Below are 20261 nucleotides of genomic sequence, written 5' to 3'. Positions count from 1 at the left end.
GCTGTAGGAGAGAGACCATGACCATCAAGGCCATCAACGTTCGTAACCAGTTCAAAGGCACCATCAAGGAAATCGTCATCGGCGACGTGCTGTCGGAAATCGACGTGCAGACCGCTGCCGGTATCGTGACCTCGGTCATCACCACCCGCTCGGTACGCGAGCTGGAACTCGACGTAGGCAGCGAGGTGATCGCGTTCGTGAAGTCGACGGAAGTGTCGATCGCCAAGCTCTGAGCGCGGTCGCATTCAGCGGTTGGGCTGGGCATGTCATGTGCTCAGCTCAGCGCATTACGTCGGTGCTCGAACGTGGCTCGATGACGTAGGCACCCACGTACGTCCGGATGAAATACGCGGTGAAACCCTGCCCCATACCGACCGCCGTCCTTTCGTGGAAACGCCTAGCGAGGTGACAGCAATAACTCCAGTAACCCGGCGCAGTCGGGTGATTCTTCGAGCGCGTCGATGTGCTCGCGGATGGCATCGGCACGTGCCTGGCCGAGCGTGCCATACGCCAGCAGGTTGTACTTTTCGACGAATTCCTCATCGCTCATGCGATCAAGGGGGTCGCCCTTTGCGACCGTCGTCTCGCTGCTGAAGGTAAGGCCGTCGCGCGTTTCGACGTGTACACGCGAAAGGATTTCTCCTGGGAATCTGGCCGATAGATCATCCGCCTCGACGATGGTGATTTTCTGGCATGCCGCAATGATTTCGGGCGAGTGGATGGCGTCGCCAATGACCTCCGCCGCACCGAGCTGCCCACGTACCAGCAAGGCTGCCAGGGGGAAGGCGAGCGCGTACTGGGCTTCATCTTCGTTAGCCGGCGTGTAGCCCTGCAAGCGGACCGACTCGCTGAACGTCTCGACACGAATCGCCACGACGTTATCGGCGCGAACCTCTTCGTGCGTTTTCATCAGCTGCGTCAGCGCACTGAGCGCCGCTTGTGCCCAGCGGCATACCGGCCAGGGTTTGAAGTACTGCGCATCGATCTCCCAACGGCTACCGAGGTCCGACCATTGTGGCGCGTAGGCCGGGTCTTCGACGGTAACGGCAGGCGCACCGGTAATGCCGGCCTTGGCCATCAACACCGCGTTGATACCGGCGTAAGCGCCTGCGCCGTGGGCATCGCGAAGCATCGAGGGGTGGTCGATCAGGCGCATCATCGGGCAACGCGGTCCGAAGTATTCGGCGATGCCAAGGGCATGACGCGTGGTTTCAGAATCGAGATCCAGCAGTCGCGAAGCAGCCATCACCACGCCCAAGCCGGAGAACGCACCCGATGCGTGATAGTCGGTAGCGCTGGCCATCAGTGCTACGCCGCTTCTCAGGGACACCTCGTAGCCGATGGTGAGCAATGCCAGCAGCTCTTTGCCCGAAATCTCCGACCCGCCTGCACGATAGGCGTCGACGAGAGCCAGAATGGCCGGTACCACGGTTGCGCCAGCGTGACCTTTGGACGTGAAGTGGCCTTCATGGGCATCCAGGCTGTCGATGGTGAAACCGCCGGCATAGGCCGCACCCAGCGGGTGCACACGGCGCCCGTCGAACAGCAGACGCGCACCTAGCCGACCGGCAGGATGGTGTTCCACCGCATACTCACGCGCGGCGCCGCTCGCCTTGCTGCGAAGCGCGCCCGCGCCGGTGCCGATGATGTCCAGCAGGCACGTCTTGACCAGATGGCGAGTGAAGGGCGGAACCCGGTGGAATTCGAGCGTGCGGGTGAAATTTAGAGCGGTCATGTGCCTTATCTCCTTAACGGAAGAGAGCGCCCGAAAGCGCCCTCTGGCTGATACCTGAAAGAATTACTCTTTTGCGGCGGCACGGGCCGCGGCAAGCCATGAGTCGAACTCGGCGCGGTGAGCGGCGATCCACTCATCGGCGTGGCGCTTGATGTCGGCTTGCGAGTTCTCGCCGTTATGCATCTTCAGGTTCTGCTCGCTTTCATCCTTCGGCTCGATATGGAAACGGGAGAGGAATGCGATGGCGGCGGGGTTGTCCTCGGCGAAGTCCTTGCTCGCCACGGTCTTGATGGTGTCGACGGCGGAGCCGAGGTTGATGCCATCGAACGTGGTGTTCACGTCGTTCTTGCCGTCCGGCAGGTCGGTGTAGGGTACGGGGAGCCAGACGACATCCTTGTTGTTCACTAGCACGCTGTCGATCCACTGTGGGACCCAGGTGAAGTAAAGGATCGGTTTGCCTTCCTTGTAGCGAGTGATGACGTCGGCCATCAGCGCGAAATAGGAACCGCGATCGTGGGTCACGGCATCCTGAAGTCCGTAGGCCTTCAGTTGATGCTCGACGATGAGTTCACAGCCCCAGCCCGGGTTGCAGCCCGTGAGGTTCGCTTTGCCATCGCCGTCACTGTCGAACAGTTTGGCGATCTCCGGCTTCTTCAGGTCTTCCAGCGACTTGATGTTGTACTGATCCGCCGTTTTCTTATCGATCTTGTAACCCTGCAGCACGCCTTTCATGGCATCGCCCACTTTCACCATGGCGCTGTCACCGCCGGCTTTCTCGTAGAACGCGGCGTGCAGGTGTTCCCAGATGTGCACCGTGAAATCGGCATCACCGTAGGACAGCGCGAGCATCATCGCGGGGTAGTCCGTCTCCTTCGGCTTCTGGACGTCATAGCCGAGTTCGCTCAGGCCCGCCATGGCGATTTCGCCGCGAAAACGTTCTTCCGAAATGGTCGGGAAAATGGGCGTGACTTCGACGCCGTCTCCTGGCTGCTCCGCGGCATTGGCACTGCCGGCGAATGCACTCAACAGCAGCGACGTTGCCATCGCGCATTGGACAATCCCACGTTTGAAGCTCAGACCGTTTGCTTTCATTTGGACTACCTTTTCGACATTTTTTAATGGCAGGTTTAAATGAGGTGCCGCGTTCTGGACCCTTATTCGGTTTGTGATTGGGGTGTCGCGGCGGGTACGGGCTTGCTGATCTTGGCGCGGAAAATCAGGCCGAGCGGGCCTGACTGGAACCAGCGTGTTCCAGGTGCCGCCTTGTTCGTGCGTTCGCCCATGGCCTGTGTCAGGCGGTCGAGGAAGATGGCCAACAGCACCAGGCCGATGCCACCGACCGAGGCGAGCCCCATGTCCAGGCGACCGATTCCCTGGAGGACCATGAGCCCCAGCCCGCCGACGGAAATCATCGAGGCGATCACTACCATCGACAGCGACAGCATGAGCGTCTGGTTCACGCCGGCCATGATCGTCGGCGCCGCCAAAGGCATTTGCACGCGAAGCAGCATCTGCCGTGGTGTGCAGCCGAATGCGCGCGCCGCTTCGATCTTATCGGCCGGCACCTGGCGGATACCCAGGTTGGTCAGGCGTACCAGCGGTGCGATGGAGAAGATGATGGTGACCATTACGCCTGGCACGTTGCCGATACCGAACAACATGACCACGGGCACCAGATAGACGAAGGCGGGTAGCGTCTGCATCGCATCGAGTACGGGGCGCAGTATGGCTTCGGTCCGGTTGCTCGCGGCGCAGAGGATGCCCAGTGGAATACCGATGGCCGCGCAGAAGAACAGCGACGTCAGTACGAGTGCCAGCGTGACCATGGCGTCGTTCCAGACACCGACCAAACCGATCATCGTCAACGTGATGGCGCACATGGCGCCGATACGGCGGCCGCCTACCTGCCAACCGATCAATGCGGCCAGGATGATGAATATCGTAGGAGGGACCGATAACAATCCGCTCTGGATGCCGGAAAGCACCTGATCGACGGGCCAGCGAATGGAGCGGAACACATCTCGGAAATTCTGGACGAGAAAGGTCAGGGAGCTTTCCACCCAGGAACCGACAGGGACGCGGACGGACGCGAACGGATCAAGCAGGTTGAAATCGGACATGGAGATTTACCTCGGTAATCGACGTGAGCCGCCGACGAAAAACGCAGTCGAGCGTCAGTGGCGGCTCATCGTTTGCAGCAGCTGGGCCGGCGAGATCGTGCCCTGGAAGAGACCCTGGCTGTCGAGGACCGCGACGGGTCTGCCTGCACTGGCGACGATATGGAAGATGTCCTGCAGCGGGGTGTCGGAGCGAACGGAGGGCGCGGTTGGCGAAGGTGTGAACGCTTCGGAGGGATCGAGCTGTGCGACATCACCGGCCTTGAGCACCTTCGATGTATCAAAGCCTTTGAAGAAGGCCCGCACATAGTCGTTGGCGGGGTTGCACAAGAGGTCTTTCGGTGTGCCGATCTGGACGACTTTTCCACCCTCCATGATCGCGATCCGGTGACCGATCCGAATCGCTTCCTCGATGTCATGGGAAATGAAGATGATGGTGCGGTTCTGCTCGGCCTGCAGTCGGATCAACTCGCCCTGCATCTCGCTACGGATCAAAGGGTCGAGTGCGGAAAACGCTTCGTCCATCAGAAGGATTGCCGGATCGCTCGCGAGTGCCCGAGCAAGCCCGACCCGTTGCTGCATACCTCCAGAAAGCTCGTGCGGGTAACAATGTTCGTAGCCGGCAAGGCCTACCTGTTGCAGGGCTTCCATCGCCCTAGCGTTACGTTCCTTTTCGGACATGCCGGCGATTTCGAGCCCGAACGCGGCGTTGACCAGCACGCTCATGTGCGGCATCAGCGCGAAGGACTGGAAGACCATGCTCATGTCCTTGCGGCGAACGTCGAGCAGGGCCTTGTCCGGTAACCCGGTGATTTCCTTGCCGTTGATTTGAATCGAACCGGATGTTGGCTCTATCAACCTGTTGAACAGGCGAACCATTGTCGACTTCCCTGATCCGGAAAGCCCCATGATCACGAATATCTCGCCGCGTCTTACGGAGAAGTTGGCGTCGAATACACCAACGGCCTGCCCCGTTTTTTGAAATATCTCACTTTTATCAGCGCCAGCATTCAACATGTCCATTGCAAGTTCGGGCTGTGCACCAAAGATCTTATATATATGTTGGACAGATAGAATATCGTCAGCGCTATTCATGGCTCCCTCCGCTGCATAGACGCGAGAATTTATATCGCGTCGAAGAAATACGATTGAGTTCTTTCTGGCAGTTAAATAGAGAGATCGTGATAGGTCGCACGGCAAGCCTTCCTGTTCTTATTTTGAATGTCTTATCGTTCGATTAACGTGCAGGTCCAATCTATTACGATCAAAAGGCGGGCATCCAACGACATTTTCAGCCCGCAGTTAATAACTCCAAGTTATTGATGATCGAATTGGTATTGACGAGGTGTTCAAGTCGGGCAAGAAGCGGGGCGTGTAGCTGGCGAAAAGGCTTTGCGCTACGCTCCGCCGGCTGCCTTTGTTGAGAGGCGCATGTCGAAACGTCCGGACGAGACCTGCTCAATCATGGCCAAGCACGCTGACCCCGATATGACTCTGCTGAAAATGCCGTCCCTGCGGGCGGTCAGGTCATTCGTGGCAGCGGCCAAATACCAGAGTTTTACCCGTGCGGCTGAAGCGCTGTGTGTGTCGCAAGCGGCGATCAGTCGGCAGATTCGCGAATTGGAAGCCCACCTGGGTGCGGAGTTGTTCAAACGCACGGGGCGCGCGGTGGAGCTGACGGTCGAGGGCTCCATTTTCTTCGACGCGGCGCAGCTCTCGTTCGTCAATATCTACCAGGCAGCGGAACGCATTCGCAGCCATCACACCAGCAAGCGGGTAGTGACGCTGTGCTGCTCGCCCGCGTTTTCCGCGCTGTGGTTGTCCTCGCATCTGCCGACGTTCTTCAGCCAGAACCCGGACATCGACCTGAATCTCATCACCACGCAGAATTTCCTGTCGATGGAGCCGGGCGCTCGGCCCGATATCTTCATCACCAAGATGGCGAAGATCCACGATGGATACCGCAGTTATCCGCTGTGTCATGACGTTGTGTACCCGGTCTGCACGCCTCTCTATCTAGAGAGCCATCCGGAGATACGGACCCTGGAAGGGCTGCGTGACAGCGTCCTGCTGAATCTCAGCCCCTATGGCCGTTCGCAGGTGGCGGAGCATGTCGATTGGGGGGTGTGGCTGAATTTTCAGCATGTCGATATCGAGAAGCGCAGCCCTGAAAGCCCACATATCTTCAACGCCAACGACTACAACCTGTTGATCGGTATGGTCCTGACCCATCAGGGCGTGGCGCTTGGCTGGAATCATCTGGTTTCCAGCTTCGTCGCCAACGGCACGCTCGTGCGCCCGGTCGAGCAGGAGTTGGTGCTGAGCGAAAGCATGCATTACCTGACGTTCAGGGAAGACCGCGAGAACGATGATGCCTGTTGCCGGCTGCGTGACTGGTTGTTGTCTCGATTCGATTGAAGAGCTTTCTCTAAAAATGCCTTACTTGAAGTTATTGAATAATCCCTGATTAGCGACCGCTTACTTGCCTGCTATTTAAGGTGCGCCTGAATAACGGCGGAAATGCCCTCGCATACATTGAATCAATAACGCTGGATTATTCATTGTGGGCAGGAAATGTTTCTTGCTGGGCCCTCGATAAGACTTTTACTGTCTCGCCATTGAACGACAATAAACCAGGGCGGGCATATGAATTTCGAAGGTGTGTGGACTCCAATAATTACGCCATTCACGGATACGGGAGATATCAATTATCCGGTAGTGGCGAAGGCGATCGATAACCTGATCCATCAGGGTGTTCACGGGCTGATCGTCGGAGGCACGACGGGTGAATACTACGCATTGTCTCGCGAAGAGCGTTTCGAGCTTTTCGACTTCATTGCCGACCATGCCGCCAAGCGCATTCCGCTCATGGCCGGGATCAATGCCACCACGACGGATGACGTGATCACCTTCGGCAAGCATGCACGCGCCGCAGGTTATCAATGCATCCTGCTGGCTGCCCCTTACTACTGCCAGCCCACCCAAGACGAACTGTTCACCCACGCGTGCCGTGTGGATGATGCACTGGGCTTGCCGATCATGCTCTACAACTTCCCCGGGCGTACCGGCACCGAGATGTCCTGGAATTTCCTCAACCGTCTCAAGACCCGCCCTAATTTCCAGGCGATCAAGGAAAGCACCGGGTCGATCGAGCGGATGCACACGCTGCTCAATGACTACCAGGATCAGATCCAGACCAGCTGCGGAATGGATGACCAGATTCTCGAGTACTTCGCGTGGGGCAGTCGCAGCTGGGTCGGTGGAGCCTCCAACTTCCTCGCGCCCGAGCATGTCGCGCTCTATCAAGCGTGTGTGCTTGAAAACGATCTCGTCAAAGGCCGCGAGCTGGCGCGCCGAATCCTGCCGATGCTCAACCTGCTGGAGCAGGGCGGCAAGTTTTGCCAGTACGTGAAATACGGCTGCGAGCTCGCGGGCATAGAAGCAGGGCCTGCGCGTGCGCCGCTGCTTCCGCTCACCGATGAAGAGAAAGCCACCTTCGGCGAAATCTACGACCGGCTTGTTTCCTATCGTGCTTGATGCGTTCGCTGCGGGAGGCGTTCGATGCAGTTGCGTTCTTCTTTTCTGCCTCAGGATGATGGCCGGTGCGGCTGGTATGGCCTGCTGCCGCCACCGACGCCGGGCATTTCGGTCAGTGGGCAGATAAACGCCGACTGGGTCGTTCTTGGGGCCGGGCTGGCCGGTATGGCTGCCGCGCGGCGGTTGGCGGAGCTTTTGCCGAACGCCTCGATCGCTTTGGTCGAAGCGCGCCGTGCCGGTTTCGGTGCAGGTGGGCGCAACTCCGGCTTCATGGTCGACCTGCCGCACGATCTCAACTCCCACAGCTACACCAGCGACAAGGACGCGGACCGTCGCATCATTCGTCTGAGTCGAGGCGGCATCGATTACATGCGCGAGATCGTGACGCGCGAACGAATCGAATGTGACTGGCGCGAGCAGGGCAAGATCCATGGCGCGGCGAACGGCCAGGGCACTCGTGCATTGGAGGCGTTTTCCCGTGGGTTGAGCGATTTGGACGAGCCGCATCGGATGCTCGATGCGGCCGCCATGAAAGCCGTTACCGGAACGGATTTCTACAAGGCTGGCCTGCATGCGCCGGGCTGCGTCCTGGTTCAGCCAGCGGCGTTATGTCGAGGCTTGGCCGGTAGCCTGCCGAAAAACGTAACGCTCTACGAAGACAGCCCGGTCTCGCAGATCCATGTCGGGCAACCGCATCGATTGGTGACGGCCAATGGGACGGTCACCGCGCCACGGTTGGTTCTTGCCACCAATGCCTACGCCTCGGCGTTCGGCGAATTGGGCTTCAAGGGCCGACTCTTGCCGGTGTACACCTACGGCAGCCTGACACGTCAGCTGACGGCTGAGGAGCTAACGCGGCTCGGTGGTGAGGGAAGCTGGGGGCTGATACCGGCGGACCCGCTGGGTACGACCGTCAGGCGTTTGGCCAGTGGGCGTATCTGCATTCGTAATTCCTTCACCTATAACCCGGACGTCGCGGCGACATCGAGAATGCTGGAGCGGGCCAAGCGCGCGCACCAGAAGTCGTTCGACGTACGCTTTCCGATGCTGCCGGGCGTCGATTTCGAATACACCTGGGGCGGCGCGCTGTGCCTTTCGCGCAACTCCGGATCGGCCTTCGGTGAAATTGCGCCGGGCGTATACAGCGCCGTCTGTTGCAATGGACTCGGCCTTACACGTAGCACCATCGCCGGCAAATTGATTGCCGAATACGCGTTGGGCATGGATAGCGAGCTGCTACGGATCATGCTTGAACAACCCAAACCCTGCCGTAACCCGCCCGAACCATTGCTCGGCATTGGCCTCCGCTCTTCCATCGCGTGGAAGGAGTGGACCGCAGGCATAGAGCTTTGAGCTGCATAACAACAGGAGATGAGTTCATGACAGAAACGCTAACGAAGCAGGCCGTCCAGGAAACGATGGCGTCGCTGGCCTATCGCAACCAGGCCTTCATCAATGGCCGGTTTGTGTCAGCGCAGTCCGGCAAGACCTTCACCACGCTCAACCCGGCTACCGGCAAGGCGCTGACGGAGGTTGCCGCGTGCGACGAGGCCGATGTGAATGCGGCGGTGGAGGCGGCGCGTGCGGCGTTCGACTCAGGCGTTTGGTCTGGGCTACCTGTCGCTGAGCGTAAGCAGGTCATGTTCCGTTTTGCCGATCTCATCGATCAGCATCGCCTGGAGCTTTCGGTGCTCGAAGCATTGGAAGCTGGTAAGCCGGTGGGTGAGTGCTTCGGCATGGACATCCCCGATACCGCTGCCACGATTCGCTGGCACGCCGAAGCGGGCGATAAGCAATATGACGCCATTTCGCCCAAGGGCGCGGGCACGCTCGGCATGATCGTGCGTGAACCCATCGGCGTGGTCGGCGCGGTGCTGCCCTGGAACTTCCCCTCGATGATGGCGGGTTGGAAACTAGGCCCTGCCTTGATTACCGGTAACAGTGTGGTGCTCAAGCCCGCTGAGCTGACGTCGCTGAGTACGTTGCGACTGGCCGAGTTGGCGTTCGAGGCGGGCATCCCGGCCGGTGTTCTCAACGTCGTTCCAGGCCTTGGTCAGGAAGCGGGCAAAGCCATCGGCCTGCACCCCGACATCGATATGACGACGTTCACCGGCTCCACCGAGGTCGGTCGTTTGTTTCTCGAATACTCCGCGCGCAGCAACCTCAAACGCGTCACCCTCGAATGCGGCGGCAAGAACCCGCAGCTCGTCATGGGCGATGCCAAGGATATTCCCACCATCGCCTCGAACGTGCTGGCAGCGGCGTTCTGGAACATGGGCGAGAACTGCTCGGCAGGCTCGCGTCTGATCGTGCATCGTTCGATCAAGGATGCGTTGCTCAAGGAGGTGGTCCAGCAGCTCGAGGAATGGGTCACGGGCGATCCGCTGAACCCAGAGGTGCGGCTCGGCGCGTTGATCGAAGAAGCGCACATGAACAAGGTGCTCGAGCATATCGAGAAGGCCAAGGCTGAGGGCTATGAGGTGTTGGCCGGTGGTACGCGTCTTTATGCCGAGACGGGCGGGTATTTCGTGGCGCCGACGATCTTCGACAACGTCGATCCCAAGGCCGGCGTCGCTGTCGACGAGATCTTCGGGCCTGTGTTGGCTGTCATCCCGTTCGACACCGAGGAGGAGGCCATCGCCATTGCCAACGACACCTGCTACGGGTTGGCGTCCTCGCTCTGGACTTCGGATCTGTCCGCGGCACACCGTATCTCGTCAGCCATTCGGGCCGGCACCGTCTCGGTGAACTGTTTCTCCGAAGGTGACATCACGGTGCCATTCGGTGGTTACAAGCAATCCGGTTTCGGCGGGCGGGACAAGTCCATACACGCCCATGACCAGTACTGCGAACTTAAAACCACCTGGATTCAGGTCGGTTGAACCACGCCGCGTCGATCGTGTGATCGGAGAATAGCTATGAACAACACCTCTTACGTTGCGGACCTGATCGCTAAACGGCGAGCTCGCCACGCCCTGCCTCGTGAGCTGTACAGCGATCCCGAGGTTTATCGCCAGGATCTGGAGCAGCTCTGGCACAAAGACTGGGTCTTCGCTGGGCACACCTTCGAGATTCCCAAGGCGGGACAGTATTTTTCGCTACAGGTGGGCGACTACCCCGTAGCCGTCGTGCGCGGCAAGGACGGCGAAGTCCGGGCCTTCCACAACGCCTGCCGCCACCGTGGTACCAAGGTCTGCGAGCACGCTGCAGGCAAGGTCGCCAAGCTGGTTTGCCCGTACCACAAATGGACCTTCGAGCTGGACGGCACGCTGCTGTTCGCTGGCAACATGGGCAGCGATTTCGACAAGTCGCAATACAACCTCAAGCCCGTGCACTGCGAGATCGTGCATACCTTCATCTACATCTGTGTGGCCGAACGGGCGCCCGATTTCGGCGCCTTTCGCAAGGCCGTCAGCCCTTTCATCGCGCCGCACAACCTCGAAAACTGCAAGGTGGCCTTCGAATCGAACCTGATCGAGAAGGGCAACTGGAAGCTGGTCTTCGAGAACAATCGCGAGTGCTACCACTGCGACGGCACGCACCCTGAACTGCTCAACTCTTTCGTGGAGAACCTCTCTGTGGCAGGCGTCGGTGGTGCCGAAGATCCGGAGTTGGTCGAGCACTGGAACCGCTGCGAGCGGGCCGGGATGCCAAGCCGTCTGGTGATGGATGAAGCTGGCCGTTTCCGTATGACGCGAATACCCCTGTCCAAAGGGGCGGTGAGCTACACCATGGATGGTCAGCCTGCGGTAAATGGCCGGCTAGATGCCAGCGGCGAGCCGGATATCGGCGCATTGTTGTACTTCAACTACCCGTCCACCTGGAATCACTTCCTCGGGGATCATGCGTTGAGCTTCCGCGTATTGCCGATCGGGCCGAATGAAACGCTGGTCACCACCAAATGGTTGGTCAACGAGAACGCCCAGGAGGGCATCGACTACGATCTCGACCGCCTCACCAAGGTGTGGATCGCCACCAACGATCAGGACCGCCAGTTGGTCGAGGGCGCGCAGGCTGGAGTGAATTCACCGTCCTATGAGCCGGGCCCGTATTCGGAGATCGCCGAGAACGGTGTCTGCCAGTTCGATGACTGGTACTGCGCGACGATGTTGGAGCGGCTGAGAGGGCCGTTCAAGCTGAAGTCGGTGGGTTGACTCACGGCCCTCCACGCGTACCGCTAGATACGCGTGGAGGGTCTCGGCAGGAACCGATGTAACTCGCGCGTTTTGAGTGCCCATGGGTTTCCCATGGGCATTTTTCATTGGAGGAATGCGGTCAGGTGATGAGGTGTCGGCGTAAGGGTCAGGACGATCTTGCCGACGCCCCTTGCCACACCCGCGCGATATCCCGCGCACTCGCCTCCAGCAACGCGCCGCAGTTCTTGCAGGCTTCGGCCAGGTCCATCGGCCCGGAAACCAGGCTGAAGGCCGCGACGATGCCGTGGTCATAGAGCTTTTCATAACCAGCGCCCAGTGAGCCGACGATGGCGATGACGGGGGCGCCATGTCGCCCAGCGACCTTGGCTACACCCATTGGCGTCTTGCCGCTGAGGGTTTGCTCGTCCATGCGGCCTTCGCCGGTGATGACGAGGTCGGCGCCCTGCATGGCGTCATCGAGACGTGTCAGTTCGGCGACGACTTCGATGCCGGGGCGGAAGCGTGCTTCGAAGAACGCTTTCATGGCGAAACCGATGCCGCCCGCAGCGCCGCAGCCGGGGAAGTCGCGATGGTCCGTACCCAGGACCGGCGCGCATATGTCCGCAAAATGCGCGAGCGCGGCATCGAGCGCCTTGACCTGTTCGGGTGAGGCGCCTTTCTGCGGGCCGAAGACATGCGAGGCGCCGCGTGGGCCGCATAGAGGGTTGTCGACGTCTGCGGCGACTTCCAGGCGTACGTCCTTCAAGCGTGGGTCGAGATGGGTGAGGTCGACTTTCGTCAGGTCCTTCAGCGCGAGCCCGCCCGGCGGCAACTGATCGCCATTCTTGTCGAGAAAGCGCACGCCCAACGCACGTAATACGCCCGTACCGCCATCGTTGGTCGCGCTTCCACCAATACCGAGGACGACACGTTGCGCGCCGGCATCCAATGCCGCGCGGATCAGTTCGCCGGTGCCGATGGAGCTCGTCACCGTGGCGTCACGTTGTTCCTTCGTCAGCAGCATCAGGCCGCTGGCGGTGGCCATTTCGATGATCGCAGTACGCTCGGACTCGATCCAACCCCAGTCCGCGGCCACGGTTTCGCCGCGAGGACCTTCCACGTCCGTCGTGCGCCATTCGCCACCCGCAGCAGCCAGCACCGATTCAACGGTGCCTTCGCCACCATCGGCCATCGGGCAGCGCACGAGTTCGGCGTCGGGCCAGACCTGGGCAAGGCCTCTGGCTATTGCATCGGCGACGCCGGGCGCGCCGAGGCTGTCCTTGAAAGAATCCGGGGCGATTACGATCTTCATGGGCACGTTTTCCGTCTTTTTAGTCTTGTTGTTCGGCCAGTCCCTGCGCATAACGCCGGGCATTCTCGACATAGTGGGCGGCGCTGGCTTCGAGGCCGCGGCGCTGTTCCTCGGTCAGTTCGCGCATCACGCGGGCGGGCGAGCCTACGACCAACGATCCATCGGGTATGACCTTGCCCTCGGCGACGAGTGCGTTGGCTCCAATGACACAGTACTTACCGATTTTCGCTCCATTGAGCACCACGGCGTGAATGCCGACGAGGCTGTAGTCACCCACTTCGCAGCCATGCAGCATGGCCTGGTGACCGACCGTGACGCCGGTGCCGAGAGTGAGAGGAATGCCCATATCAGTGTGCAGAACGGCGCCGTCTTGCACGTTGCTGTCCTTGCCGATGTGGATCAGCTCGTTGTCGCCACGGATCACCGCGCCGAACCAGACGCTGCTGCCTTCATCGAGACGGACCTTGCCGATCACGTCGGCGCTAGGCGCGACCCAGCTATCGCGATGGGCGTCGACCTTCACGTTTTCCAAGCGATATTTCATCGAAAGTCCTCATGGCAGGGACGGTTGTTTTGATTGTGGGAGCGTCCTGCATTGGGTCTTTTTACACCATGGTGGTCCGAGTTGCCTCTCTGGATAAGCCGCAGAGAAACGAAAAGGGCGCTTTTTTGAGCGCCCTTTGTCGTCGAAGAAGAGTGGCTATCAGCTCGATTCGCCCGGCGGGCGGGGGCCTACGGCTGCTGTTTTACGGCGTGGCTGCCAGTGGTTGGGCAGGCGCCGTTCCAGCCAGCGGCGGATGGGGCCGATGAGGAAACGCTGGAAGATCAGGCCGAGGCCGACGATGAACAGCAGGTGCGGGATCAGTGCCCAGAGTGGAATGGTGACGCTGACGATGGCATCGCTGACGGCGTCGCCCATGGCATCGCTCATCATGTCTTCCACCACATCCGAAACCGCTTCGGAGGCGGCTTCCCCCGTATCGTCGAGCCACGTGAGGATGCGCCGTGTCCAGGGCGCGATGAGACCGATCAGTGGGGTGTGAATCGCGAAGATGCACAGCGAGGCTTCACCTAGGCGTTGGGCAATCTGGCGCACGGAAGCCGTACGCGGCGCCGAGAAGGTTGTGCAGGCCAGCAGAAGCATGCTTTGGAACGGGGTCAAAAGCCCGTTGTGCACGAGATAGAACCAATGCTTTCCGTCTTCGTTGAGCAGCCACGCGCCGAAGCCCAGGCTACTTAATCCGACGACGATCAACAGATAGCGATAGCGGGCGACCCAGGCAGCGATCGAGGGCTCCTTGACCGCGCGGTACAACAGGATGCCGATGAGAAATTCAGGCAACCGCACAATGGGGTTACGGTGCATCACGCCAACGGTTATGTAGTCATAGGCGCCGAGCCAAGTGGCCGCCAAGGGCAGCAGCAAGTACAGGCCCCACACGCAGAAACCCAGCAGCAACCAGCGTCGCGCGGCCATCAGCCGGGGTCCGAGAATGGGGAAGAGCAAGTAGAAGAACAGCAACGCGGAGATCGACCAGGTCGCACCGTTCAGCCAGAGAAAGCGCGGTTCCCAAGACTGCAGCAGCAGGAACTGCATGACCACGTGCGCCCCTGCCGCGGTCCAGCCGAGCGGCGGTAGGACTTCGTCCAAGCTGCGATCTTCCACAGGCGCGTAGGGATGCTGGTTGTAGTAGACCAGCACGCCTTCGGCGACGGATTCGCGAAAGAACAGCAGAATCAGGGCGATCGACAGGGTGATCAGGTGGATTGGATAAAGGTTGCATAGCCGCCGGGCGATGAAGCCCTTGGGGCTGCCCTTCATCTGTCCTTCATCGTTGAGGCAGACGTGGGCTAACAGAAAGCCCGACAGCAGAAAGAAGGTGCTGGTCGCATAAAAGCCCATGCCCACGAGCTGACGGAACAGCTGCGGCGCATCGCCGTACAGGCCGCCTAAGTGGTAGACGACCATGTACAGCGCCATCAGGAATCGTAGCCATTCGAGGCCGTAGTAATGCTTGGTCATTGAGGCGAGCGCGTGTCGTGTTCCAATTTCGAAGGGGCGGCATTATGCCCGTTTCGTTTTTATTTCAGTTGGACCATGACAGCCGCTCATCTATAGCCCAGCGGGGACGGGCGGTTATTCCAAGTGGCGCGGGCACGCCTACTCGTCCGATGGCGGCTTTCGGCGCTCAGGGCGTGACCAGATGTAACCTGCGCCGATCAGCATCAAGATGCCCGTGCACACGACGGACAACGTGTGCGAAACGGTCAGCGCCATAAAGGTGAAGGCCGCAAGCATGGTGACTGAGGACGTTATCTTCACCTGGCGGCTGATCCGCCCGCCGTCTTTCCAGTCGCGCAACATAGGCCCGAATAGCCGATGGTTCTCCAGCCAGGCCGCCAGTTTCGGCGAACTCTTGCCCGCGGCCCACGCAGCGAGCAATACGAACTCCGTGGTTGGCAGCCCAGGGACCACGACGCCGATGATCGCCAACGCGATCGCAAGGTACGCGACCAGCAGCCAAAGCCAGCGGAGCCGGCGCGAGGGTTCAGGCATGGTCGTGTCTCGCGATGCCGGTGGCGGCGGAAAACGGTGGAAAGGCAGGTGTCGACGGGATCGTCATGGGCGCTCGCTGTGGCCGCGTCCACCGCGGCAAGAGCGCGAATGGTTCCAGCATGCTGCTTTGGGAGCAAGTGTCTCGATGGGCCGGCTTCTGATCCGTCGTCGAGGTTAGGCCTGGCGGCGGGATGGGCGGAAAGCAATCGCGGGCGTGGCCCGCTCCCACAAAGGCAGGAGTGTCGCGCAAGATTTCCTAGCCCTTGTAGGAGCCCGCTCGTTGGCGATAAACCGTTCCGTAGCCCGGGTGCAACCCGGGATGGATCAATCGGATTTCACCAGCCTAAGGACTATTACAGCGCGCCCATTGTGGGAGTGGGCCATGCCCGCGATGCTTTTTTAAAGACCAATTGAAGTCCAATGGTCGTACTCCTCGCAAGCACGGCCCGCTCCCTCAAGGGGCTACGGCGCTGCCAGTTGGCGGAAAGGTGAGGGGCAGAACAACGGATCCCCTTTTTCATGGTCCATAGCGATGCCCGAAGTCGGGGTGCTGACGCCCGAGGAGGTCTCGAATGCGTCGTTTTCTATTGATCATGCTGGTTGGATTGGCCAGCGGCCTTGCGCAGGCGCAAGGGCTCTATCAACCACCTCGCGTCATCTACTACGACGCGTCGCCTGGGTATCGGCCGCCTGCAGTCATTCACCGCTATGACACGCAGCGCCGCTACCGGTATGACATGCCCCGCCATTACCGTCCAACGCCGCCGCCGCGTTATTCGTGGCGTGAACACGACCGTCGCTGGGCACCGCCACCCGGCCGATTTCAGCATCGCTGGGACCATGGTCCGCGCCAACCCCATTGGCAGAACCGGCCAGGGCCTAGGCCGGGAATAGGCCAGCCGCCCGGTCGAGGCTTTCATGGGCCACGTTGGTAATCGCCTGGGGAAATTAACCGCTTCCGACGCAACGGCCTCGGTGTCTCAGAGACCTTCGGGAGCTGCCAGCTCCAACTCCAACCCGAGCGCGCGCAATGCTTCGGCGGGCGTTTCCCCGAGGCCGCTGTCGGTGATGATCAGGTCGAACCGGTCCAGTGGCGCCACGCGATAGGTGCCGAACGTGCCGTACTTGGAGCTGGAAGCGACCAGCACCGTCTGCGATGCAGCTTCCAGAGCGGCTCGCTTGACCTCGACCTTTGGCGCCGACGGGGTAGTGACACCGCGCTTCAGGTCCCAGGAACTGGTGGACATGAAGGCGATGTCGATCGCGACGCGGCGCAGGGTAGCTGCCGCGAGCGACCCGACGGTGGACAGATTGGGATGGTCCAGTTGCCCGCCGATGTGGATCACTTCGATATCGAGCGCGTCGGCCAGGCACTGCACGATGGTGAAATCGTTGGTTACCACGGTCATGCCCTGGTGTTGGCGAATATGCGGGACCAGCTGGAGCGTGCTGGTGCCGGCGTCCAGATAGAGCGTCATGTCGGCGTGGAGCAGCTCGGCCGCGCGCCTTGCCATGCCGCGCTTTTCGGCCTGTTCGACGACCGCCTTGAGCTGATGGCTGGGCTCGCTACCGACCTGGCTGGCGATGCGCACACCGCCTGGCACCGAGTAGGCTCGACCATCCTTTTCCAGGCTGGCGATGTCGCGGCGAATGGTCATGTGCGAGCAGCCGAACATCTCGGTCAGCTGGTGCACGCTAAGCACCTGATGGCGGCATAGCTGCCGCCAGATCATTTCTCGACGCTGGTCCGGAATGATGGGCCCGCCGCCGACCAGGTCGTGTTCTTCAGTGGTTGGCACGTTACCGTCGCTCCGTTTCGGCGCGCTCGGGTGTGGAGCGCGCCGCCGAGTTTATCGGATCACCGCTTCGATGAGCAGCACGCCAATGAGGCCGATCACCGACTGGATGCAGAGCATCAGCGTCCACGTCCGGAAGGTCTGGGCCACGCTGAGCTGGAAGTATTCCTTGAACAGCCAGAAGCCAGAGTCGTTGACGTGGGAGAGCATGACCGCGCCCGATGCCGTTGCCAGCACCAGCAGTTCAGGTGACAACTCGGGATGCACCAGAGCAAGCGGCGCTACGATGCCGGTCGCCGCAACCGTTGCGACCGTAGCCGAGCCGATGCAGACCCGCAGCAGTGCTGCGATGCCCCACGCGAGAATCAGCGGGTTCACCGGCCAACCGGAGGCATGATGGGTGATGAGCTGATCGAGTTCGATGGACGAAAGCATCTGCTTGAAGCCGCCGCCGGCGCCCAGAATCAGCAGGATCGCACCCAATGGCGCCAGGCCCTTGTTGGCCATCTTGCCGACTTCGCCGAGATTGAAACCGGATTTCAGCCCCAGGGCGAAGAACGCGAAGATCACTGCTGCCAGCAACGACAGGATCGGGTTGTTCAGCGCGCCGAAGAATGCGTGAGCACCGGAGTCCTTGACGGTATAGGCCATGCCGAGGGTGCCGATCAGCATCAGTGCGGGCGGCAGCAGCACTGAAATGATCGATAGCGACAGCGACACTGGACGCGGGGAGCTGGTCTCGTTAGCGCCGACCGGCCCTGCGGACAGGTCCGGCGCGGGGCCAAACCAGGGGCTGATGAGTCGGGTGAGTAACGGTCCGCAAATGACCGCTGTCGGAATGGCGATCAGCAGGCCGAAGAAGATCGTCAGGCCGGTATTGGCGTGAAATGCGGAAACCGCCAGCGTCGGCGCCGGGTGTGGCGGCAGCAGGCCGTGGGAAACATACAGTCCCGCCGCCAGGGGCAAGCCCACGAACAGCAGGTGCGAGCCTGTGCGTTTGGCCACGGTGTAGACCAACGGCGCAAGCATGATGAAGCTGACGTCGAACAAGTGCGGCATGCCGATCAATAGAGCGGCGGCGCAAACCGCCCACGGCACGTATTTCACGGGCCGGGTGCCGATGAAAGCGTTGGCGATACGGTCAGCGCCCCCGGAGCCCAGCAGAATGCCGCCGAGCAGGGTGCCCAGACCGATGACAGGGCCGGTTTTATTCAGCGCCGAGCCGAATCCTTTGACGAAGCTTTCGACCGTTTCGTTAGCGCCAACCCCGGCCGCGAGGCCAAGACCGAGCGCCGACAGCGTCAAGGCGAGGAATGGATTGAGTTTGAGTTTGGTGATCAGCAGGATCAGCACCACGATGGCACCGGCCGCCAAAAGCAGAGTTAGCAGTTCGCTGTTCATGATTGTTGTAAAACTCTGACGGAGAAGAAGGCGCCGTTCAGTCGGCGCTCATGTGCTGGGGGAAGCTGCCATTGCTGAGCCGCAGAGCGGCTTGCCAGAAATGACAGCGAGCCTAGGTTCAGCGTGCTTGCCGGCCCTTGTTCCAGGCTGCGGCAAGATCCGCATCGGGGTTGCTCAAGTCGCCCAGACGCAGTAGTTCACCGGCCTTGATGTCGCGTGCTGTCGTGGCATGGGCGGCGAGATACAGCGGCGCGACGTCGTCAGGTACTTCAGTGGCCTTGAGCAGTACCGCCTGTACGCCAGTCACGTCGTGGTGGTGACCGCCCATGGAAAGCACGGTGCCTGCCGGGATGTCGGCCGTCGCGCGTCCGCCGAGCACGGCGCACAACGTAGGTCGATCAGTGCCCGAGGCGCGCTTGTGCAGCACGGCATTGAGCAGGCTGATCGGTGTTTCCACGCCCATGAAGTGATACGGCAGGTACAGGCAGGCGTAGCGACCGTTGCGGCTCACCACATGACCTTTCTGTGCCAGCAGCTCCCAGGTCGGCGCGTCATGGGTACGGACGACCACGAACACGCCACCGGCGAAGCTCGCTTCTTCCGGCAGGCGCAAGACGTTGAATACGTCGATCACGCCCGTTTGGTTCACCAGCCCGCCGTCTTCGCGTAGGGCGTAGATGTCGGCCAGTTCGGCCACCCGCGCAATGGGGTAATGCAGCAGCTCGACATCAGGGACGAGACCGGTGTTGGTCGCGACCACGGCCATTTCGCAGTAGTCCGCGGTGGCGCTCGTCTTGAGTCCGTTCAGGGCCTTGCGGCGAGCGCTCAGCGTGGCGTGAAGGTCATCGCCCAGACGCAACAGGCCCGCCATATCCGGCGCCGGAATGGTCTGGTCCAGCTGAGTGATCGTGTTGGTCTCGGGATCGAACACCAAGTCGTATTCGCTGGATTTGCCGGCGGCGACGATGTCCAGCCCTAGGATGCGGGCCCAGGTTACCCAGCCAATCAGGTTCGCTGGCTGGTCGCCGTCGGCCGTGGTGTAGACGACGCCATGTTCTGCAGCGAGACGCGAGAGGGCAATTCCGGTGACGGAATCCACTTCCTTGCTGACCATGGCCACGTGCCGGCCAGCCTTGATTGCGCGTTCACCTGCACGATGGCCAACCGCAGGATTGCCGGTGGCTTCGACAAGGATGTCGTAACGCTGCGGGTCCAGCAGCGCCACATTCGCGACCAGCAGCACTGCGTCTTTGGGCGCAGAGGTGACGTCTTCGGCCGATTGGCATTCAACCAGCTGATTTTCGGGATACCCCAGTTCCAGACACAGCGCCTTCAGACCCGGGACGTCCAAGTCGCAGAGGATGGCTGGCAGCAGCCGCGGCATCAGTCGGGTCTGCGCGAGTAACGTGCGGGAAAAACCTCCTTTGGCACCAGTCAGGGCGTAGCGGACGGGTGTGTCGGGATGGTCGGCGAACAGTAATTCGAAATTCATGGACACCTCTGTTGTTGTTCTGCGAAGCCCTGATCGACGGTTCGCCGACTCGGTAGCGTTGCGCAACCATAGTTAAAATTTCACACTGCCGTCAAACTTGATTAACACATATTCACACGTATACCATCCTTCATCACATTTTCAGCGGGATTACCGTTGATAAGCATGCGCTCAACTG

Annotated in this window: 18 protein-coding genes; 7 read left to right on the top strand and 11 right to left on the bottom strand. The window is 60.6% G+C overall.

The window, feature by feature from the left end; all coding sequences use genetic code 11:
* Positions 1-17 precede the first annotated feature (17 nt).
* Positions 18-233 (top strand): TOBE domain-containing protein, encoded by a 216-nt coding sequence (locus tag IEY47_RS09860; protein ID WP_188983059.1) that lies wholly within the window; start codon positions 18-20, stop codon positions 231-233.
* A 164-nt stretch (positions 234-397) separates the two neighbouring features.
* Here the strand turns inward: IEY47_RS09860 and IEY47_RS09855 are convergent, their stop codons facing one another.
* The 4 genes from IEY47_RS09855 to IEY47_RS09840 all read right to left on the bottom strand — a co-directional run bounded on the left by IEY47_RS09855 (position 398) and on the right by IEY47_RS09840 (position 4947).
* Positions 398-1735 carry an MmgE/PrpD family protein gene (locus IEY47_RS09855; protein ID WP_188983058.1) on the bottom strand — a complete coding sequence of 446 codons (1338 nt, stop codon included), beginning with the start codon at positions 1733-1735 and terminating at the stop codon, positions 398-400.
* A gap of 63 nt (positions 1736-1798) precedes the next feature.
* On the bottom strand, positions 1799-2779 hold the full coding sequence (gene proX, locus IEY47_RS09850; protein WP_229779385.1) for a glycine betaine/L-proline ABC transporter substrate-binding protein ProX: 981 nt from the start codon (positions 2777-2779) through the stop codon (positions 1799-1801).
* 110 nt (positions 2780-2889) lie between these two features.
* The gene (gene proW / locus IEY47_RS09845) at positions 2890-3855 is read right to left on the bottom strand and encodes a glycine betaine/L-proline ABC transporter permease ProW (protein ID WP_188983056.1); all 966 of its coding nucleotides are present in this window, start codon (positions 3853-3855) and stop codon (positions 2890-2892) included.
* A gap of 54 nt (positions 3856-3909) precedes the next feature.
* The gene (locus IEY47_RS09840; protein ID WP_188983055.1) at positions 3910-4947 is read right to left on the bottom strand and encodes a quaternary amine ABC transporter ATP-binding protein; all 1038 of its coding nucleotides are present in this window, start codon (positions 4945-4947) and stop codon (positions 3910-3912) included.
* A gap of 369 nt (positions 4948-5316) precedes the next feature.
* On the opposite strand from IEY47_RS09840, the gene IEY47_RS09835 reads away from it, so the two are divergent.
* The 5 genes from IEY47_RS09835 (at position 5317) to IEY47_RS09815 (ending at position 11543) form a co-directional block, all read left to right on the top strand.
* Positions 5317-6270 carry a LysR family transcriptional regulator gene (locus tag IEY47_RS09835; protein WP_188983402.1) on the top strand — a complete coding sequence of 318 codons (954 nt, stop codon included), beginning with the start codon at positions 5317-5319 and terminating at the stop codon, positions 6268-6270.
* 228 nt (positions 6271-6498) lie between these two features.
* On the top strand, positions 6499-7389 hold the full coding sequence (locus IEY47_RS09830) for a dihydrodipicolinate synthase family protein (RefSeq protein ID WP_188983054.1): 891 nt from the start codon (positions 6499-6501) through the stop codon (positions 7387-7389).
* A gap of 24 nt (positions 7390-7413) precedes the next feature.
* Complete coding sequence (locus IEY47_RS09825; protein WP_188983053.1) at positions 7414-8742, top strand: NAD(P)/FAD-dependent oxidoreductase; 1329 nt, start codon at positions 7414-7416, stop codon at positions 8740-8742.
* 26 nt (positions 8743-8768) lie between these two features.
* The gene (locus tag IEY47_RS09820; RefSeq protein WP_188983052.1) at positions 8769-10271 is read left to right on the top strand and encodes an aldehyde dehydrogenase; all 1503 of its coding nucleotides are present in this window, start codon (positions 8769-8771) and stop codon (positions 10269-10271) included.
* Positions 10272-10307: 36 nt separating this feature from the next.
* Complete coding sequence (locus IEY47_RS09815; RefSeq protein ID WP_188983051.1) at positions 10308-11543, top strand: aromatic ring-hydroxylating oxygenase subunit alpha; 1236 nt, start codon at positions 10308-10310, stop codon at positions 11541-11543.
* Between the two features lie 148 nt (positions 11544-11691).
* Here IEY47_RS09815 and IEY47_RS09810 read toward each other — a convergent pair whose 3' ends face one another.
* The 4 genes from IEY47_RS09810 to IEY47_RS09795 form a co-directional block, all read right to left on the bottom strand.
* On the bottom strand, positions 11692-12837 hold the full coding sequence (locus IEY47_RS09810; RefSeq protein ID WP_188983050.1) for a glycerate kinase: 1146 nt from the start codon (positions 12835-12837) through the stop codon (positions 11692-11694).
* A gap of 19 nt (positions 12838-12856) precedes the next feature.
* The gene (locus IEY47_RS09805) at positions 12857-13381 is read right to left on the bottom strand and encodes a gamma carbonic anhydrase family protein (protein ID WP_188983049.1); all 525 of its coding nucleotides are present in this window, start codon (positions 13379-13381) and stop codon (positions 12857-12859) included.
* 159 nt (positions 13382-13540) lie between these two features.
* Complete coding sequence (locus tag IEY47_RS09800) at positions 13541-14860, bottom strand: acyltransferase family protein (RefSeq protein ID WP_188983048.1); 1320 nt, start codon at positions 14858-14860, stop codon at positions 13541-13543.
* A gap of 138 nt (positions 14861-14998) precedes the next feature.
* Entirely contained in the window at positions 14999-15394 is a 396-nt protein-coding gene (locus tag IEY47_RS09795) for a YbaN family protein (protein WP_188983047.1), read from the bottom strand.
* A 572-nt stretch (positions 15395-15966) separates the two neighbouring features.
* Between IEY47_RS09795 and IEY47_RS09790 the strand changes: the two genes are divergently transcribed.
* A complete protein-coding gene (locus IEY47_RS09790; RefSeq protein ID WP_188983046.1) occupies positions 15967-16329 on the top strand; it encodes a hypothetical protein in 363 nt (120 codons plus the stop codon).
* A 45-nt stretch (positions 16330-16374) separates the two neighbouring features.
* On the opposite strand, the gene IEY47_RS09785 is transcribed toward IEY47_RS09790, so the two are convergent.
* The 3 genes from IEY47_RS09785 to IEY47_RS09775 form a co-directional block, all read right to left on the bottom strand.
* Positions 16375-17193, bottom strand: coding sequence for a DeoR/GlpR family DNA-binding transcription regulator (locus IEY47_RS09785; RefSeq protein WP_188983045.1), 819 nt, complete (start codon positions 17191-17193; stop codon positions 16375-16377).
* A 51-nt stretch (positions 17194-17244) separates the two neighbouring features.
* Positions 17245-18591, bottom strand: coding sequence for a GntT/GntP/DsdX family permease (locus IEY47_RS09780; protein ID WP_188983044.1), 1347 nt, complete (start codon positions 18589-18591; stop codon positions 17245-17247).
* A 118-nt stretch (positions 18592-18709) separates the two neighbouring features.
* Positions 18710-20083: a homoserine dehydrogenase gene (locus tag IEY47_RS09775; RefSeq protein ID WP_188983043.1), complete on the bottom strand. Its 1374-nt coding sequence runs from the start codon at positions 20081-20083 to the stop codon at positions 18710-18712.
* Positions 20084-20261: the final 178 nt, after the last annotated feature.

This window comes from Pseudomonas matsuisoli, assembly GCF_014647635.1.
Lineage (GTDB): Bacteria > Pseudomonadota > Gammaproteobacteria > Pseudomonadales > Pseudomonadaceae > Pseudomonas_P > Pseudomonas_P matsuisoli.
Note: the sequence above shows the minus strand (reverse complement) of the source record. Positions and strands in the feature narration are given on the sequence as shown.

Excerpts from the sequence above, each read along its gene's own strand:
- IEY47_RS09860 (WP_188983059.1), top strand. The coding sequence starts at position 18 with ATGACCATCAAGGCCATCAACGTTCGTAACCAGTTCAAAGGCACCATC.
- IEY47_RS09855 (WP_188983058.1), bottom strand. The coding sequence starts at position 1,735 with ATGACCGCTCTAAATTTCACCCGCACGCTCGAATTCCACCGGGTTCCG.
- proX (WP_229779385.1), bottom strand. The coding sequence starts at position 2,779 with ATGGCAACGTCGCTGCTGTTGAGTGCATTCGCCGGCAGTGCCAATGCC.
- proW (WP_188983056.1), bottom strand. The coding sequence starts at position 3,855 with ATGTCCGATTTCAACCTGCTTGATCCGTTCGCGTCCGTCCGCGTCCCT.
- IEY47_RS09840 (WP_188983055.1), bottom strand. The coding sequence starts at position 4,947 with ATGAATAGCGCTGACGATATTCTATCTGTCCAACATATATATAAGATC.
- IEY47_RS09835 (WP_188983402.1), top strand. The coding sequence starts at position 5,317 with ATGGCCAAGCACGCTGACCCCGATATGACTCTGCTGAAAATGCCGTCC.
- IEY47_RS09830 (WP_188983054.1), top strand. The coding sequence starts at position 6,499 with ATGAATTTCGAAGGTGTGTGGACTCCAATAATTACGCCATTCACGGAT.
- IEY47_RS09825 (WP_188983053.1), top strand. The coding sequence starts at position 7,414 with ATGCAGTTGCGTTCTTCTTTTCTGCCTCAGGATGATGGCCGGTGCGGC.
- IEY47_RS09820 (WP_188983052.1), top strand. The coding sequence starts at position 8,769 with ATGACAGAAACGCTAACGAAGCAGGCCGTCCAGGAAACGATGGCGTCG.
- IEY47_RS09815 (WP_188983051.1), top strand. The coding sequence starts at position 10,308 with ATGAACAACACCTCTTACGTTGCGGACCTGATCGCTAAACGGCGAGCT.
- IEY47_RS09810 (WP_188983050.1), bottom strand. The coding sequence starts at position 12,837 with ATGAAGATCGTAATCGCCCCGGATTCTTTCAAGGACAGCCTCGGCGCG.
- IEY47_RS09805 (WP_188983049.1), bottom strand. The coding sequence starts at position 13,381 with ATGAAATATCGCTTGGAAAACGTGAAGGTCGACGCCCATCGCGATAGC.
- IEY47_RS09800 (WP_188983048.1), bottom strand. The coding sequence starts at position 14,860 with ATGACCAAGCATTACTACGGCCTCGAATGGCTACGATTCCTGATGGCG.
- IEY47_RS09795 (WP_188983047.1), bottom strand. The coding sequence starts at position 15,394 with ATGCCTGAACCCTCGCGCCGGCTCCGCTGGCTTTGGCTGCTGGTCGCG.
- IEY47_RS09790 (WP_188983046.1), top strand. The coding sequence starts at position 15,967 with ATGCGTCGTTTTCTATTGATCATGCTGGTTGGATTGGCCAGCGGCCTT.
- IEY47_RS09780 (WP_188983044.1), bottom strand. The coding sequence starts at position 18,591 with ATGAACAGCGAACTGCTAACTCTGCTTTTGGCGGCCGGTGCCATCGTG.
- IEY47_RS09775 (WP_188983043.1), bottom strand. The coding sequence starts at position 20,083 with ATGAATTTCGAATTACTGTTCGCCGACCATCCCGACACACCCGTCCGC.